General features: G+C 63.1%; 11 protein-coding genes. 4 read left to right on the plus strand and 7 right to left on the minus strand.

Translation table 11 applies throughout. The features are described from left to right. Positions 1-165 precede the first annotated feature (165 nt). The 4 genes from GJT30_04740 to GJT30_04755 all read left to right on the plus strand — a co-directional run bounded on the left by GJT30_04740 (position 166) and on the right by GJT30_04755 (position 9,405). Positions 166-1,386: an ammonium transporter gene (locus tag GJT30_04740; GenBank protein ID MSM38915.1), complete on the plus strand. Its 1,221-nt coding sequence runs from the start codon at positions 166-168 to the stop codon at positions 1,384-1,386. A gap of 140 nt (positions 1,387-1,526) precedes the next feature. Further along, positions 1,527-3,299 (plus strand): M3 family oligoendopeptidase, encoded by a 1,773-nt coding sequence (locus GJT30_04745; protein MSM38916.1) that lies wholly within the window; start codon positions 1,527-1,529, stop codon positions 3,297-3,299. 305 nt (positions 3,300-3,604) lie between these two features. Further along, the gene (locus GJT30_04750; protein MSM38917.1) at positions 3,605-8,137 is read left to right on the plus strand and encodes a hypothetical protein; all 4,533 of its coding nucleotides are present in this window, start codon (positions 3,605-3,607) and stop codon (positions 8,135-8,137) included. 8 nt (positions 8,138-8,145) lie between these two features. Then, positions 8,146-9,405 (plus strand): hypothetical protein, encoded by a 1,260-nt coding sequence (locus GJT30_04755; GenBank protein MSM38918.1) that lies wholly within the window; start codon positions 8,146-8,148, stop codon positions 9,403-9,405. An 83-nt stretch (positions 9,406-9,488) separates the two neighbouring features. On the opposite strand, the gene GJT30_04760 is transcribed toward GJT30_04755, so the two are convergent. The 7 genes from GJT30_04760 to GJT30_04790 all read right to left on the minus strand — a co-directional run bounded on the left by GJT30_04760 (position 9,489) and on the right by GJT30_04790 (position 16,089). Further along, positions 9,489-10,175 carry an outer membrane beta-barrel protein gene (locus GJT30_04760; protein ID MSM38919.1) on the minus strand — a complete coding sequence of 229 codons (687 nt, stop codon included), beginning with the start codon at positions 10,173-10,175 and terminating at the stop codon, positions 9,489-9,491. 51 nt (positions 10,176-10,226) lie between these two features. Then, a complete protein-coding gene (locus tag GJT30_04765; protein MSM38920.1) occupies positions 10,227-10,802 on the minus strand; it encodes a hypothetical protein in 576 nt (191 codons plus the stop codon). Next, on the minus strand, positions 10,799-11,470 hold the full coding sequence (locus GJT30_04770; GenBank protein ID MSM38921.1) for a hypothetical protein: 672 nt from the start codon (positions 11,468-11,470) through the stop codon (positions 10,799-10,801). The genes GJT30_04765 and GJT30_04770 overlap by 4 nt, the downstream gene beginning before the upstream one ends. A gap of 181 nt (positions 11,471-11,651) precedes the next feature. Continuing rightward, entirely contained in the window at positions 11,652-13,709 is a 2,058-nt protein-coding gene (locus tag GJT30_04775) for a HAMP domain-containing protein (protein ID MSM38922.1), read from the minus strand. A gap of 15 nt (positions 13,710-13,724) precedes the next feature. Then, a complete protein-coding gene (locus GJT30_04780) occupies positions 13,725-14,531 on the minus strand; it encodes an ABC transporter substrate-binding protein (GenBank protein ID MSM38923.1) in 807 nt (268 codons plus the stop codon). A 192-nt stretch (positions 14,532-14,723) separates the two neighbouring features. Beyond that, entirely contained in the window at positions 14,724-15,644 is a 921-nt protein-coding gene (locus GJT30_04785; protein ID MSM38924.1) for a DUF815 domain-containing protein, read from the minus strand. Further along, positions 15,595-16,089, minus strand: a complete 495-nt coding sequence (locus tag GJT30_04790) for a hypothetical protein (protein MSM38925.1) — start codon at positions 16,087-16,089, stop codon at positions 15,595-15,597. Before GJT30_04790 ends, GJT30_04785 begins: the two co-directional genes overlap by 50 nt. Positions 16,090-16,165 lie beyond the last annotated feature (76 nt).

A 16,165-nucleotide genomic window follows, 5' to 3' on the forward strand; every position in this document is an offset into this window, starting at 1 on the left:
GCACGACGATTAAATAAGCACCGCATGAAAATCCGGGCAGAACAGACCATGTAATTTCAGCATGTTACAATCTTGGCAAAGACGTTGCTCTAGGGAGTCAGGTTGCACGAAGCCGTGCAGCCGGGAGCGCCGGACGGCGCTCGCATCTACCAATGGAGGTAGCCCATGGACGCAGCGTCAGCGGCCACAACCCTCAAGAACAGCAGCGATGTCCTCTTTCTCATGCTCGGGGCGGTCATGGTCTTTGCCATGCACGCAGGATTCGCCTTCCTGGAGGTCGGAACGGTCAGGAAGAAGAACCAGGTCAACGCCTTCGTCAAGATCCTCACCGACTGGTCGGTCTCCACCATTGCCTATTTCGTCATCGGCTTCCCCATCGCCTACGGCATATCCTTTCTGAAACCGGTGCCGGAGCTTCTGGGAGGGAACCAGGGCTACGACCTGGTGCACTACTTCTTCCTCCTCTGTTTCGCCGCCTGCATCCCGGCCATCATCTCCGGCGGCATTGCCGAGCGGGCCAAGTTCTGGCCCCAGGTGATCGCCGGCGGCATCTTTGCCGGGCTCGCCTACCCGCTCTTCGAATCGCTGATCTGGGGCCGGAACAACTCGCTCCTGCAGGGGATATTCAAGAACCTGGGTGGCGCCGAGTTCCACGATTATGCCGGCTCGGTGGTGGTCCACTCCATCGGCGGCTGGCTGGCCCTCCCCGCGGTGCTGATCCTCGGCCCGCGCATGGGTCGCTACCTGCGCGGCAGGTCCCACCCGATCCCGATCAGCAACATCCCCTTCCTGGCGCTCGGCTCCTGGATTCTCGCCGTGGGGTGGTTCGGCTTCAACGTGATGAGCGCCGGCAACCTGGAGAAGATATCCGGCCTGGTGGCGGTCAATTCGCTGCTGGCCATGGTCGGCGGTGTACTCGGCGCGCTCTGGGCGGGCAAGAACGACCCCGGTTTCGTCCACAACGGCGCCTTGGCCGGACTCATCGCCGTCTGCGCCGGCAGCGACATCATGCACCCCCTCGCCTCCTTCGCGGTCGGCATCATCGCCTCGCTGATCTTCGTCTTCGGCTTCCAGATCGAGCAGGAAAAGCTGAAGATCGACGACGTGCTCGGTGTCTGGCCCCTGCACGGCATCATCGGCAGCTGGGGGGGGATCGCCGCGGGCATCTTCGGCCAGCCGTTCTTCGGCGGCAGCGGCGGGGTCAGCTTCGTCTCCCAGCTCCTGGGAAGCCTCTCTGCCATCGCCTTTGCCCTGGTCACCGGCTTCATCACCTACGGCATCCTGCACAAGACCATCGGCATCCGGCTGACCGACGAGGAGGAGTTCCAGGGGGCCGACCTGGCCATCCACTCCATCGGCGCCTACCCCGAGGATCACGTCCGCTGACCCTTGCCGGCACCCGGCATCGAATCGCTACGCACAGGGTGGGGCCAGACGCCCCACCCTTTTTTCATGGCGCGCCCGCCCCTTGACGGCCGTCCCTCCGTGGTCTACCCTTTCACCAGACTTCAACTCGGAGGAACGCCATGACCGACCACCAATGCTGGGACACCAGCCGCCTCTACCCCACACCGGACGCTCCCGAACTGGACGCCGATTTCACAAAAGCCACCGAGCTGGGCCAGGCCTTCAGGGAGCGTTACTTGGAGAAGGTTGCCGGGCTCTCCCCGGACGGGCTGCTTGAGGCCCTGGCAAGCTACGAGAAGCTCCAGGAGCTGGCCATCAAGCCGCAGCTCTACTCCCACCTCCTCTTTGCCGCGGACAGCGAAGCAGACAGCCACAAATCGCTGATGCAGAAGGCCATGGAGTTCGGCAACGAGCTCTCGCGGACTATCCTCTTCTTCGACCTGGAGATCATGGCGCTTGAGGCCGGGCCGTTCGAGCGGCTCGTTGCCGACGACCGCTTCGCCTCTTACCGCCACTACCTGCATGGCATCCGCAAGTTCCAGCCCTATGCCCTGCCCGAGCGGGAAGAGCAGCTCCTCAAGCAGAAGAACCTGACCGGCGTGGAGGCCTTTGCCAAGCTGTTCGAGGAACTGACCGCCTCCCTCTCCTACCGGATGGAGCTTGACGGCGAGGAGCGGGACTTTACCGGCGAAGAGCTTTTGAGCCTGCTGCACCACCCGGACGCCGCGGTCCGCGAGCGGTCGCTCACCGTCTTCCTGGAGGGGCATGCCAGGCAGCAGGTGGTGATCTCGACCGTCTTCAATACCATTGCCCTCGACCATGGCCAGGAGCTGGGGCTGCGCGGCTACCGACAGCCGATCCAGCCGACCAACATCGGCAACGAGCTCTCCGACGAGGCCGTGGAGCACCTGATGCAGGTGACCGAGGCCAACTACCCGCTGGCACAGGGCTACTTCCGCCTGAAAGCCCGGCTGCTCGGGATGGAAAAGCTGAAGAACACCGACGTCTACGCCCCGGTGGGGGAGACCTCACGCAGCTTCAGCTTCGACGAGGCCAGGGAGCTGGTCCTTGCCGCCTACGGCGGCTTCAACCCGGCCTATGCCCCGATCATCGACGCCTTCTTCTGCGAGCGCCGCATCGACGTTTCCCCCCGCCCCGGCAAGACCGGCGGCGCTTTCTGCATGGGGATGACCCCGAGGCTTCCCCCTTACCTGCTCCTCAACTTTACCGGCAGGCTCCGCGACGTCGCCACCCTGGCCCATGAACTCGGCCATGGGCTCCACTACGTGGTCGCCCAGGAGCAGAACATGCTCAACTACCATCCGCCACTGCCGCTGGCAGAGACCGCCTCGGTCTTCGGCGAGATGCTCCTCTCGCGCCACCTGCTGGCCAACGAGAGCGACCGCCAGGTGAAGATCGCCATCCTCTGCGCGGTCATCGAGGACATCATCGCCACCACCTTCCGCCAGGTGGTGCTGACCCGCTTCGAGCAGCGGCTGCACAGCGAGCGGAGCGAGGGGCTCCTGACCGCCTCACGGCTCTGCGACCTCTGGTGGGAGGAGAACGCCCGGCTGTTCGGCGACAGCGTCGCCATGATCGAGCCCTACCGCTGGGGGTGGAGCTACATCTCCCACTTCATCCACACCCGCTTCTACTGTTATGCCTACACCTTTGCCGAACTGCTGGTGATCTCCCTCTATGCCCGCTACGAAGAGGACGGCCCTGCCTTTGTCCCGGCGTTCCACCGCGTCCTCGAAAGCGGCGGCTCCTGCTCCCCTGCCGATACCGCGGCCCTTGCCGGCATCGACATCGCCGATCCGGGGTTCTGGCAGAAGGGATACGACGTCCTGGGGCGGCTGATCCGGGAGCTGGAAGAACTGGTACAGTCGTAACGCCGGATCAGGGGTTTCCCGCTTGGCGCCGCACGGCTTTTCTTGGCGCGACCAGGTCATTATTTTGACTTTTACCGCAACCCCGGCCGGGGGAAGAGAGACTTCCCCCGGCGCCCCCGCTCCTCCCCCTGCACGAACCCGCTCCCATCCTGCATCTCCGGGGCATCACCCTTAGAGTTTCCCTCCTCGTCCATTCTCTGCCCGAGGGCACGAAAATTGCTCATATTCGGTGAATTTACGGCAATTTCCCTCAAAACGGCTTCAGGCGAGGAATCACCGGTTACGACATGCATAGATTATCATTCATGAGACCTTCGCGACTTCCACTGGCTGTGAGCGCCCTGTCTGCACTGCTTCTCTTTCTCACATCATCCGCAGAGGCCCTCACCTTCAACAACTGGAGCAGCAACGGACCGACCCCAACCAGGGAAAGCGTGCGGGCCATTGCCATTGCCCCCACCGCCGGCACATCCACCGTCTATGCCGGTACCGACGGCGGCGGAGCCTATTCCATGGCCGTTACCGGCTCATCCTGGACGACAGCCAACAAAGGGCTCTATAACCGCAGGGTCCGCTCCGTGGTTGCCAAACCGGCGCCGTCGCAGCAGGAACTCTTTGCCGCCACCGCAGCGGGCGTCTTCAAGAGTCCCGACGGCGGCGTCAACTGGAACGCCGCTTCCACCGGACTCACCACCCTCGACGTGCAGCGGCTGGCCATCGACCCCAACGACAGCGCCACGATCTACGCTGCCACCACCGGCGGCGGTGTCTTCAAGAGCACCGATTCCGCGACGAACTGGAGCGCCGTCAACAGCGGGCTGACCAACCTGGACGTCAGGGCGTTCTGTCTCGACTCGACCACCTCCCCATCCACCATCTATGCAGCAACAGCGGGCGGGGTCTTTAAAAGCGCCGACGGCGGCGCCAGCTGGAGCGCAACAAGCACCGGGCTCACCGATCTGAACGTCACGGCGCTCGCCTATGCCGGCACTTCCCCGAGCGCCACGATCTTCGCCGGCACCGCCGGCGGCGGCGTCTTCGTCAGCAGCGACGGCGGCACCAACTGGGGAACCAGTAATTCGGGCCTGCTCAACACCGCCGTCCGCGCCCTGAAGATCGACCCGACCACCCCCAACACCGCCTATGCCGGCACTGCCGGCGGCCTCTTCCGGAGAAGTTACGATACCGTGGCCTTTACTTGGGGGGCATGGTCCCAGACCGGGGCCATCGACATCACCAATACCTCCATCCGCGCCATCGGCATCGACCCGAGCGGCCCGGCAACGCTCTTTGCCGCTACCGACGCCGGGCTCTTCCGCTCGACCAATGCCGGCACCAACTGGAGTGCGGTCAACACCGGGCTGCTCCAGGGGCGGGCCATGGTGGTCAAGCCGGGCGATCCGACCCGGCTCGTCACGGCCTTCTCCGGCGGCGGCCTGTTCCGCTCCACCGATCGCGGCACCAGTTGGGCAGAGCCGGCAACCATCCCGGCCAACAGTTTCACCACCAGTCTTCTCCACGACCCGTACACTCTGGGCGTGGTCTATGCCGGCTCAGGCGCCGGGGTTTTCCGTTCCGCCGACGACGGCGACACCTGGAGCGACATCACCGGCGACCTGGGGGTCACCGACGTCCACGCCCTGGCCATCGATCCAACCGCGCCCCATACCCTCTATGCCGGCACCGGCAACAGCGTCTTTTCCTGGGACGGCAACACCACCACCCCCGCCTGGATCGCCTACAACAGCGCCAGCCTCGGCAACAAAGACGTTCTCTCCCTCGCGTTCAACGGCAGCTCGCTCTTTGCCGGCACCAACGGCGGCGGCGTCTACCGTTCCGACAGCGGCGGCTCCTGGTCCCAGCAGATCAACGGCTTGAGCGGCACCATCGTCAATGCCCTGGCAGTCGGCGCCGGCACCGTCTATGCCGGCACCAATGCCGGCGTACACAAGACGACCAGCAACGGCGCCACCTGGGACGCCATCAACTCCGGCATCACCACCCTGAACATTTTGTCGCTCACCGTCAACGCCACGACCTCCGATGCGCCGAGTGCAGCCACCCTCAGCACCCTGGCAGCAGGGACCTCGGGCGGTGGCGTCTTTATCTCCAATAACGATGGGGTCTCGTGGAGCGCCGTCAACACGAGGCTCACGGACCTCAAGGTCAACGGCATCGCCGCGGACAGCGGCTGGCCCCAGTATCTCCATGCCGCAACCTCAACCAAGGCCTTCAGCCTGAAGATGAGCCCGGTCATCCGGATCCTTCCGGCAAGCGGCACCAACTACGGCAATGCCAACATCATCAGCGCACCATCCAGCCAGACCTACACCCTGACCAACAATGGCCCGCTCGCCCTGGTCATCAGCGACGTCAGCGCCGGGTCACTGTCGCCAACCGGCACCACGGCAACCATCACTGCGGGCACCTGCCCGACAGTACCACTGGCAGCCGATTCAGCGTCCATGGTCACCCTGGCGCCGGGCACCTCCTGCACCCTGCTCTTCAACTTCACGCCGTCAGCAGTCGGACCGGGCAGCGCCGTCATCTCCTTCACCAGCAGCGACGTCAGCAGTCCGGTTACCGCCGTCACCCTGAACTGGACCGGCATCGATCCGCCACCCACTTCCTCCATCACCGCTCCCCTGGCCGGTACCACCATCCGCACGCCGACAGGCTACGCCATAAGCGGCTCTGCCAGCGACGTCGGATCTGGCCTGTTGCGGGTAGAAGTCTCCACTGACGGCGTCAACTGGAGCAGCGCCGTCGGCACCACCAGCTGGACCTTTTCCTGGCAACCGGTGCTGGATGCCGCCTATACCATCAGGTCCCGTGCCATTGACATGAACAACAACGTCCAGACCACCCCCGCATCGGTCAGCATCAATGTGGACAATACGGCGCCAACGGCAGTTATCTCCTCGCCGCTGAACAACGCCTCGGTCAGGGGGACTACCGTCACCGTCACCGGCACCGCCGCCGATCCGACCTCGGCCGGTTCGGGAATCCAGCAGGTCGACGTCTCCACCGACGGCGGCACCACCTGGCTCCCGGCCTCCGGCACCACCACCTGGACCTTCAGCTGGACCCTGCCCGCGGACGGGATGTACTCCCTGCAGGCGCGGGCAACCGACTATGCCGGCAACCAGGGGAGCTCCACCACGGTCTCGGTTCGGGTGGACAAGACAGCACCGAGCGTGGCGATCACCGCTCCCACCTCCGGCACGACCCTGCCAACGGGAACCTCCTATACCATCACCGGCACGGCCACCGACGGCGGCAGCGGAGTTACCCTGGTGGAAATCTCCCTGGACAACGGCGGCACCTGGCTCACTGCAACCTATGATGCGGTCGGCAGCAGTTGGAGCTACCCCTGGACCCTACCGGTAAACAACACCTATCAGATCCTGGCACGGGCTACTGATGTTGCCGGCAACACGGCCACCACCTCGGCCATCACGGCAATCATCAGCAACCCGCTCCCCTCCGCGACCATTGTCTCCCCTGCGGCAGGCGCCTTCGTCAATGGCCTGTCGCTGGCAATCAGCGGCACCGCCCTGGCGGGCAACCCGGTACTCGGCCTCTCCCGGGTGGAGATTTCCATTGACGGCGGCACCACCTGGCAGGCAGCAGGCGGCACCACGACCTGGACCTATACCGCAGCGCTGCCTCAACACCCGAGCGGCTATGTGCCTGCCTTTGCCATCAAGGCCCGCGCCATCGACGGCATCGGCAACGTCCAGACCCCCTCCACGGATATCGCCATCACCGTGGACAACGAGAGTCCCACCTCCGCCATCGCCTCCCCCGTGACCGGCTCCTACCTGCGGGGGGGCAGCGCCACCATCCAGGGAACCGCGTCCGACGTCGGCCTCGGCGTGCAGCGGGTGGAGATCTCCACGGATGGCGGCACCACCTGGTCGACCGCCACCGGAACCGCCAGCTGGAGCTACAGTTGGACCCTGCCGGCCGACGGGGTGTACGTGATCATGAGCCGCGCGGTCGACAGCATCGTCGGCAACGTCCAGAACCCGCCGGCCAGCATCTCCGTCACGGTGGACAATACGGCGCCCCATACAACCCTGACCCTGACGCCGGCCAACCCGTCCAACACGGCCACGCCGGCCTTTGGCTTCAGCGCCGACGAGAGCGCCACCTTCCGCTGCTCAGTGGACAACGGCACGGAATTCGCCTGCACCAGCCCGCTCACCCTGAGCGCGCTCTTGGGAGGGAACCACAGCTTCAAGGTCTATGCGGTCGATCTTGCCGGCAACGTCGATCCGGCTCCCCCGACCTACGCCTGGACCATCGATCTGGTCACGCCGGCCGTCAGCTCGACACTGCCGGCCGCCGGCGCCACCAGGGTCAGCGTCTCTCTGACGCAGGTCACTGCCACCTTTACCAAGGACGTCAACCCGCTGACCGTAACCACTGCGAGCTTCTATCTCGATAATGGCGCCACCGGGACCGTCACCTACAACAGCGCCACGCGGACCGCCATCTTCACCCCATCGGCTCCGCTCCGTTACTCCACCACCTATACGGCCACCATCTCCACGGCTGTTGCCGATGCCGCGGGGAACACCCTGGCAGCAAACGTCGTCTGGACCTTCAGTACCGATCCTGACGGCGATATCACCATGGACGGAAAGGTGGACCTGTCCGATGCCCTGCTGGCCCTGCAGACGGCCGTCGGCATCAGGACCGTCACGGCCCAGGCCAGACTCCACGGCGACGTCGGGCCGCTGTCTGGCGGCAGACCGCTCCCGGACGGCTTCATCGACGGCCGCGACGCCATGGTCATCCTGGGTAAAACTATCGGAATACTCAACTGGTGAGGACTGACATGATCAGCAGACGATTTATCACAACCGCCGCCACAACCATCGCCCTACTGCTTGCGACCATGACGCTCCTTTCGGGGTGCGGCGGTGGCGGCAGCAGTTCCGGGGTCGCGACCCCGCCTCCGACCGGCACGATGCTCGTCGGGACCGTTGCCAAGGGCACCTTCTCCTCCGGCTATGTGGAGACCTACTATGTTTCCGGCGCCATCGAGGTCCTGCAGCGGACCACCACCATTGCCAGCAACGGCACCTTCACCCTGGATCTGGGCACCCATACCGGCATCGTGCTGCTGAAGGCCTACGGCACCTATACCAACGAGGCGACCAACAGCACGGTCACCATTACCAAAGGGATCGACGCGCCGTTGCGGACCGTGCTCAACCTCAGCGTCCCGAGCGGGACGATCCCCGTCGCCATCACGCCGCTCACCGAGCTGGCGGTGCGTAACGCCCTTGCCCGGAGCACCGCGGTCCCGGCGGCCCTCACCCAGGAGAACATCATTGCCGCCAATGCCCTGGTCTCGGACATCTTCCCCTTCGACGTCGTAGCCACCCGTCCGGTGTCACCCGATGCACTCGCCCTCAGCAGCGCCTCGGACAGCCAGAAATGCTACTCCCTGCTGCTCTGCGGCATCTCGCAGCTGGCATCAACCCCGACCCTGCTCGACAACCTGCTCGCCTCCTATGCAGCGAACCTTAGCAGCTACGGCCGCCTGCTTGCCGCCGACATCACCAATCTGACCACCGCTACCCAGACCTTCCTCAGTTCGGGCTACAACCAGTCAGGCTACGCCACGACCGGCCAGATCCCGCTCTTCCCCGAGGTGGGCTATTACACCACCCTGGTGACCATCACCACGGTCAAGAACAGCTCCGCCGCCAGCTCGACGGCCAACATGATCCAGTTCAGCCTGCTCCTGGACTCGAACCTGACGGTGGACAACACCGCCAACATCCCCAACAGCGGCGTGATCACCCTGCTTACCGCCGTCCAGACCACCACCACGGCCGCCAACCTGACCACCGACAGCGCCACCCTCCAGCCGGTACTGAACATCGCCCTCAACAACAGCAGCGGCATATCCGTCGGCGCCCTTGCCACGATAAAAATCAAGACCGCGCCGAGCTACATTCCCGGCCCCTCCAGCATCCTGGTTACCCATCTCTACCAGAGCGGCATCGAGCAAACCCTTATCCCGTACGCCTCACTGATGGACACCAACTCCACCACCGTGGACTGGAGCATCAACGCAACCTACTAATCAGCGGGGTCAGAACACAAAGGGGGACCATGCAGCGCGCATGGTCCCCCTTTTTCATTCCGCTGTGACCTGTCAGGTCCTGCTCAGAACGAGTACTTCACCCCCACGTTGACGAAGGTGCCGCCGAACTCCCACTTGTCCTTGGTCGTCTGCACATCCGTTTCCGTGCTGTTGATGTTCTTCATCTCGATCTCCGGCTTGGCCGTGAACCACTTGAAGTTGGCCCCGACTGCCCAGTTCTCGGTGAGTTTGAGATCGGCATCAACCACCACCTGGTAGCCGAGGGCCGTGCCATGGTTGGTCTCGTTGACCGGGCTGATCCCGCCGGTGGTGAAATTGATCTTGTTTTCCATGAATCCCTGGTAGAGACCGACACCGGCCCCGGCAGAGAGCATCAGTTTTTCGAATTCCAGGATCCCCTTGGCGTTCAGGGTGACGGGCACGCCGTAGGCGGTCCGGTCCTGGACGAAGTTGGGACGGTTCACCGTGCCCGAGGCGGTGTAGAAGCCGGTTCCCAGCTCCAGCGCCGCATAGGGCTCGGGCCGGTAGCCGACGGCAATATCCAGGTCATAGCCGGTATCGAAGTACTTGAACCCCTTGTAGTCCCCGCCGTCTCTGCCGTTGGGGAGAAAGACCCCGGCCCGCGCCGTAACGTACGTCTGGTCGGCTGCCAGGGCAGACCCGGCCGCCAGGGCCACCATCAGGACACATGCTGCACCTGTCGCTCTCTTCTTCACGCAATTCCCTCCTTTGTAAGGATTGTGGCTCATAACAGCTCGTGCCCTCAACCTCGTGCACGCTGCCGGTCACCCGGCGCATCGTCAGTTCTGTACCCAGAGCATGGACCGGACATTGGCATCGATCGGCAGCAGATAGTCCTGGGCCGAGATCACGATCCCGTCGGTTGCACCGACCAGCTTGATGGTAACGTAGACCCGCCCCCTGGACTCTGAGTAGGTGCCGACCAGAACCGCCTGGGCCTCGTGGCTCCTGCCGATCTCGCGGATCTCGCGGGAGAGCATCAGCTCCCCCTCGGTCTGCTTGACAAAGATGGTATCGCGCAACTTCAGCTCCACCACCTTGTATCCGTTCTTCGTCAGCCGGGTCCCCAGGTGCTCGGAGAGGGTCCGGCCCAGTCGCGAACCCGCAAGGGTATCGATATTGACGATGGTCGCCACGATGACCGGCCGGTCCATGGGGAGCCGCCGGCCTGCGGGGATGGCTGCAAGGAGCTGGTCCACTGCCTGGTAGCTGGCGGTCATCAGGCAGTCCCCTTCGTCCGTACAGCAGGTTTCGGTGGCGCAGGGGCGCAGCAGGGTGCAGCCGGCACAGAGCCAGAGCGCGAGAAATGCCATGGACAGCTTCACGAATCCGGAACTGGCTTTTCCATTTCTCATCGGCCCACTACCTCCATCCGCTTCAGCGGCCGCTCCAGCGCCTCGACAAAGAGATCCGTATCCGCCTCTTCGATATAATAGATGTCGTTCTTGCGGAAGCGGTAGTGGTTGTCGGTGACGATGGAGGTGGTGACGATCAGTTCCGTATGGGTCGCGCCGCCGGCATAGTGGCCCAGGCCCCAGTCCATGGCCGCAGCCAGGCCAAGGGTGCCGGGAGCCGCCGAGACGCCGGCATCCACCATGTCATGGATCACCCAGAGCCCGGCGGTGAGGGCCGTCAGGGTGCCGGGGATATGGGTGTAGCGGTTACTGCCATGCCGCACCAGCTGGGTGTCGTAGGTCACCTCGACAGCCCCGGCCTCGGGGTTGTCGGTCACCTGCATCCCCCGGTTGACCATCCGGGTAATCAGGAAATTGCGGAATGCGCGGTTAAAGGCGGTCCCTTCCTGGGGTCCGCGGATATGGAGCGGTTTCCCCTTAAGCGCACTCTCCTTGCCGTAGGCGGCGATCTGGGTCTGCACGGCCACGTCGTCGGCCAGCACGTCCCAGTGATGGGCGGCCCTGGCCTTTTTCTGCGTGGAGATGGGATAGTTGGCCGGGATCGGCAGCTGCGAGGCGCATGCCCCGAGGAAAAACGCGGCCAGCAGTATGATGAGCCGTAAACGCATCGGTTCCCCCTGTGTGAAGAGCTTTCAAATAAACGACGCCGGGCAGCGGTGCTGTCAAAATTCCGTCAGCCCCTCAAGGGGCTCCGGAACTGCGTCGACAGACGGAAGCCGCGTTACGGCAGCTCCCGGCAGTACCTGACACCGGGTATCTGCAGGTAGACTGCAATGTCTTTGCCAATCTTTACGAACGTTTTGTGGGGGGAGAGAGCGGGGAAAGCTGTTTCGGCGCAGAAGCGCCGTCAGGTTGGTTGGCAGGAGTCCTGAACGTCTGGATCTCCCGGTAGAGGGCGTCCACTTCGCTGCTGATGGTCACGATCCGGGCGGAGACGTCGCGGACCCCGTTGACGGTTTCGGCGCCGATCTGGATGATCCGCTTCATGGACTTGATCATCTCTTCGTTAACCTCCCGCTGCTGGCCGGAGGCGCCTGCTATGGTGCGGGTCTTCTCCCTGGCCAGGGCAAGGTTTTCGGAGATGAGCTGGATGGACTTGACCTGGTCCTCGGAGGCAGTGCGGGTGACTTCCATGGCGTCGCGGAAGCTGGTGAAACCGCCCAGCAGGGTCTCGACGATCTTTTCTTCCTGGGCCGTGGCCCGGTTGACCTCGGAGATCAGCTGCCGGATCTGGGAAAAGGCGTCGACGATCTGACCCAGGTTGTTTTTCTGCTCTGCCGCCACGGTCTCGATGTTCTTGACCATGTCGGTGGAACGCTGGGAGGACTCCTGGATACCCTGCAGCGCCTCGCTTGCCCTGACGGCGACCGCCTTTCCCTCGGCGACCATGGTCACCGTGGAGCGGGTCGAGGAGACCGCGGCATTGATCTCATTCTGGATGGTCGAGACAATGGCCTCGATCTCCTTGGTGGAGACGGCGGTCTTGTCGGACAGGGATTTCATCTCCGACGCCACCACGGCAAACGGCTTGCCATATTCGCCTGCCTGGCCGGACAGGATCTGGGCGTTGAGGCTCAAGAGCTTGGTCTGCTCGGTGACCTCCTTGATGACATCCAGGACCTTGGCGATATCCTTGGACCGGGCGCCCAAGCTGCTGATGGTGGCCGTCACCGATCCGACCAGCTCTTCGATCTTCTGCATGCTGTTGATGGCATCGGCCACCGAATTGATGCCGCGGTCGGCAATGATGCTGGTGGTGTGGACGGAGAGCTCGGTGGTTTCGGCAACGATGCCGTCGACCCTGGTCACCGATTCATTGATCTGGGTGACCGCGTCGGTGGCATCCTCCATGGAATGGGAGGCGCGGCCGGCAATGGCAGCCACGTCCTTGGCAGTGCGGGAAAGGGTCATGACCGTCTCGAAAGAGGCATGCACCTCGTTGGAAAGCCGGTCAATCTTGGTGACGATCCCCTGGGAGGCGGAGAGGATCTCGTTTAGGGCCGAGGAACTCTCCTCGGAAAGCTCCAGGAGGTTATCGGTGGAGACAATGACCTGTTCCAGCGAATCGAGGGCGTTCTGCACCGAAAAGAGCCCATTCTCGGTGGAGAGCTGCTGGCGGTTGACGCCGCTGATCACATCCTTGAAGGTCTTGTTCAGGTGGTTCATGGCATCGGAAACATTGCCCGCAATGGTCCTGATCTTGACGACAGTGGTGGAGAGCCACTGGACGAGGATGTCGAGACCCGAGGCAATGGCCCCCAGTTCGTCGTCCCTGCTCGCGGTTACCCGGCAGGTGAGGTCGCCGCTGATGACCTGCTGGATGTTGCTGCTCATGGCGTCGATGCGGGAACCGAGTTCACGCCGGAAGAAGTAGAACACCAGCAGCCCCAGCACGAGGAAGACCCCGCCCTGGATCACGACCAGGGCCATGAGGTGCTGCAGCACATGGTCCTTTACCCGGTCAAAGGTATACCTGACCACCATCCTGCCAGCAGGCTCGGTACCGGCGAGTACCGGCATCTCCAGGGTGATCGGTTCGCCGGAGAAGGAGCCCTTCTTGTCCATTACCGTGAAGCCGGTCTGGTCGATGTAGGCAATCCGGACCACGTCCGCATCCTTGAGCACCTGGTCCATCAGCTGTCCCAGGTAGGTGAAGTCGAAACTCGCCCGGGAGATGGCAGCGATGGATGCCAGCTGCTTGGCGCTAAGGAGGACCTTCTGGCGGATATTCTCTTCTTGGATCTTACGGTTGTCGTGAATGGTCCAGGCCGTGGCGCAGCACTGGCCGATGAATACGGCCAGGAGGATCTGCAGGAGGAATTTTCGCGACAGCCTGTTCTTGGGCATCGGGGATGGTACCGCCTAATAGGAGAAGTTGACCGGTACTGCCTTATCCTTCTTGATGATGGCCTGCCCCTCGGGCGAGCCGATGAACTGCAGGAAACGCTTCACCGCCGCACCACGGTTCTTGCCGAGCACCAGGTTGTTGTGGTGGATATAGGGCCACTGCCCCGATGCCATGCCGACATGGCTCCTGCCGTCGATCCTGAGCGGCAGGATCTTCCCCCCTGCCTTTGCCATGGCAACCGCATCGATGATCCCGATGGCGTTCGGCTTGGCCTGCAGGGCATCGAACATATCCTTTGACTTGGAAAGATTCAGAACCTTCCCCGGCTCCGAAAGCGTGGCAAAGCAGGCAAAGGCCTGTCGCAGGGCGATCTTGGTGGTATCGCTCTCGGGACGGGTGAGCGCCAGGATCGGGACATCGGCACCGCCGACCTGGTGCCAGTTCGTGATCTTGCCGCTATAGATGTCGCACAGTTGCTGACTGGTGATCCCCTTGACCGTCACATCGGCGTTCACCGCCACCACGCCGGCAACCCGCGCGATCTCGATCGCCTTGATCGGCAGTTGTTTCTGTTCCGGCGTCAGATCGGCCGCCGACATGGCAATGTCGATAGCACCTGCCATCAGGGCGGCGATCCCGCCCGGCTGCCCCAGCGACTTCGGGTTGACCTCGATCCGGTCACCGGGATGTTTTTTGACATACGCCTTGCCCAGTTCGGTAACCAGGGGGATCATGCTGCCCGACCCGCCGATTTTCAGGGTTTCGGCCCCGGCAGTCGTGGCGAGCAGCACCAGTGCGCACAACAAGAGAGATGTCCTCATCATATGAACCTCCGCTCCGTGAATACTTAGAATACCCTAAAAGAAAGCTCATGCAAGGGGAGAAAACGCTCCCCATAGGGGTTGCCGGACGGACGACCCTGCAAAACGCGAACAGTTAAGCAACTGCTATCGATCCGTGACAGACAGATAGTTCTCTATATCAGCATTTAAGGAAGGAATCTTGAAAACTTTTCAATCGACTCTGAGTCGTCCGGTCAGATCGTCGATGAACTGTCGGGCAGAGCGACCGCTGCGGCGGCCATTTTCAAGCGCCCAGAGCAGGGCGCGGTGCCGGAGTTCCTGCCCGTCCATGGGGAGGTCGAGCTTCTCCGCGTAATGGGAAACGGCCTGCAGATAGGTCGTCTGATCGAAACGGCTGAACCCCAGGGTCAGACCGAACCGGTCGGCAAGGGCGAGCTTTTCGGATATGGCCTCTTCCGGGTGAATCTCCGAACTGCCGGTGTTGTCGGCCATCGGCTCGGGCATCAGGTGGCGCCGGTTGGACGTGGCATAAAGCAAGACATTCGGGGGCCGCTCCTCAATGCCACCGTCGAGCAGGGTCTTGAGTGCGCGGTAATCCTCCTCTCCCTCGGCAAAGGAGAGATCGTCGCAAAAGAGGATGAAGCGCGACGGTATCCCGCGCAAAAGCGAAGTGATGAACGGCAGGCTCAAAAGGTCCCACCGCTGCAGCTCCACCAGCCTGAGGCCATCGGGGGCGAAACGCTTGAGAAGACCCTTCACGGAGGAGGACTTGCCGTTCCCCCGTTCTCCCCAGAGCAGCACATTGTTGGCAGGATAGCCGGCCACGAACTGGGCGGTATTGCGGATCAGCTCTTCCTTGACGTAGTCGATCCCGACCAGGTCGTCAAGGTCGACCAGGTGGGGGAATTCAACCGGCACCAGCCTGCCGGCACTGCCGCGCCGCTCCCAGCGAAAGGCGATGAACCGCTGGAACAGGGCATGATCGACCGCGGCAGACGGCGCATAGCCCTCAAGGACACGATCTACACGATCCAACAGCCCCTCGACCCGCTCGGCCAGTCGGTCCCACTGCTCAGCCACCTTAAGCCTCCCCGTTTTCGTCACGCAGGGAGCAGGCTCGCTCCCAGGCATGGTAGCCGTCGCCGGTGATCTCCCAGAAGGCCTCCAGCCGCTCGCCGTAGAAGGGGATGTCGCCGCACTCCTCTGCCATCCGCTCTGCAAACGCTTCCGTAATCAGCCCCAGCCGGTGCAGATGGCCGTAGAAATCGGCCACCCCCCGGAGGTAGCCGGACAGGACCTCCAGGCTCGGCTCCAGGGTGTTGACGATGTACCAGTTTCCGGCAAACTGGCGGACGATCCCCGGCTGCTCGGCAAACAGGTTGCGTTGCTTGGCCCCGACCACGAAATCCCGCACGTAGTAATCGGCGCCATTGGCCAGGAGGGTCGCCTCGGCAGGGCTTAAGCCGGCATCGAGCAGGGACTGGTAATAGCCAGAGAGCAGCTCCTTGCAACGCTCGTCGACGCGGATCTCATCTTCGAGGGAATTGATGTCGAATTCGGTTTTATCGATCTGCATGTCTGATCTTGCACTCCTGTTCAAACTGTTTTTATTCCGTTGTAAAGCGCGATGCGTGCGGAACACGGAATCGTGA

It is taken from the genome of Geobacter sp., from assembly GCA_009684525.1.
Taxonomy (GTDB): domain Bacteria; phylum Desulfobacterota; class Desulfuromonadia; order Geobacterales; family DSM-12255; genus Geoanaerobacter.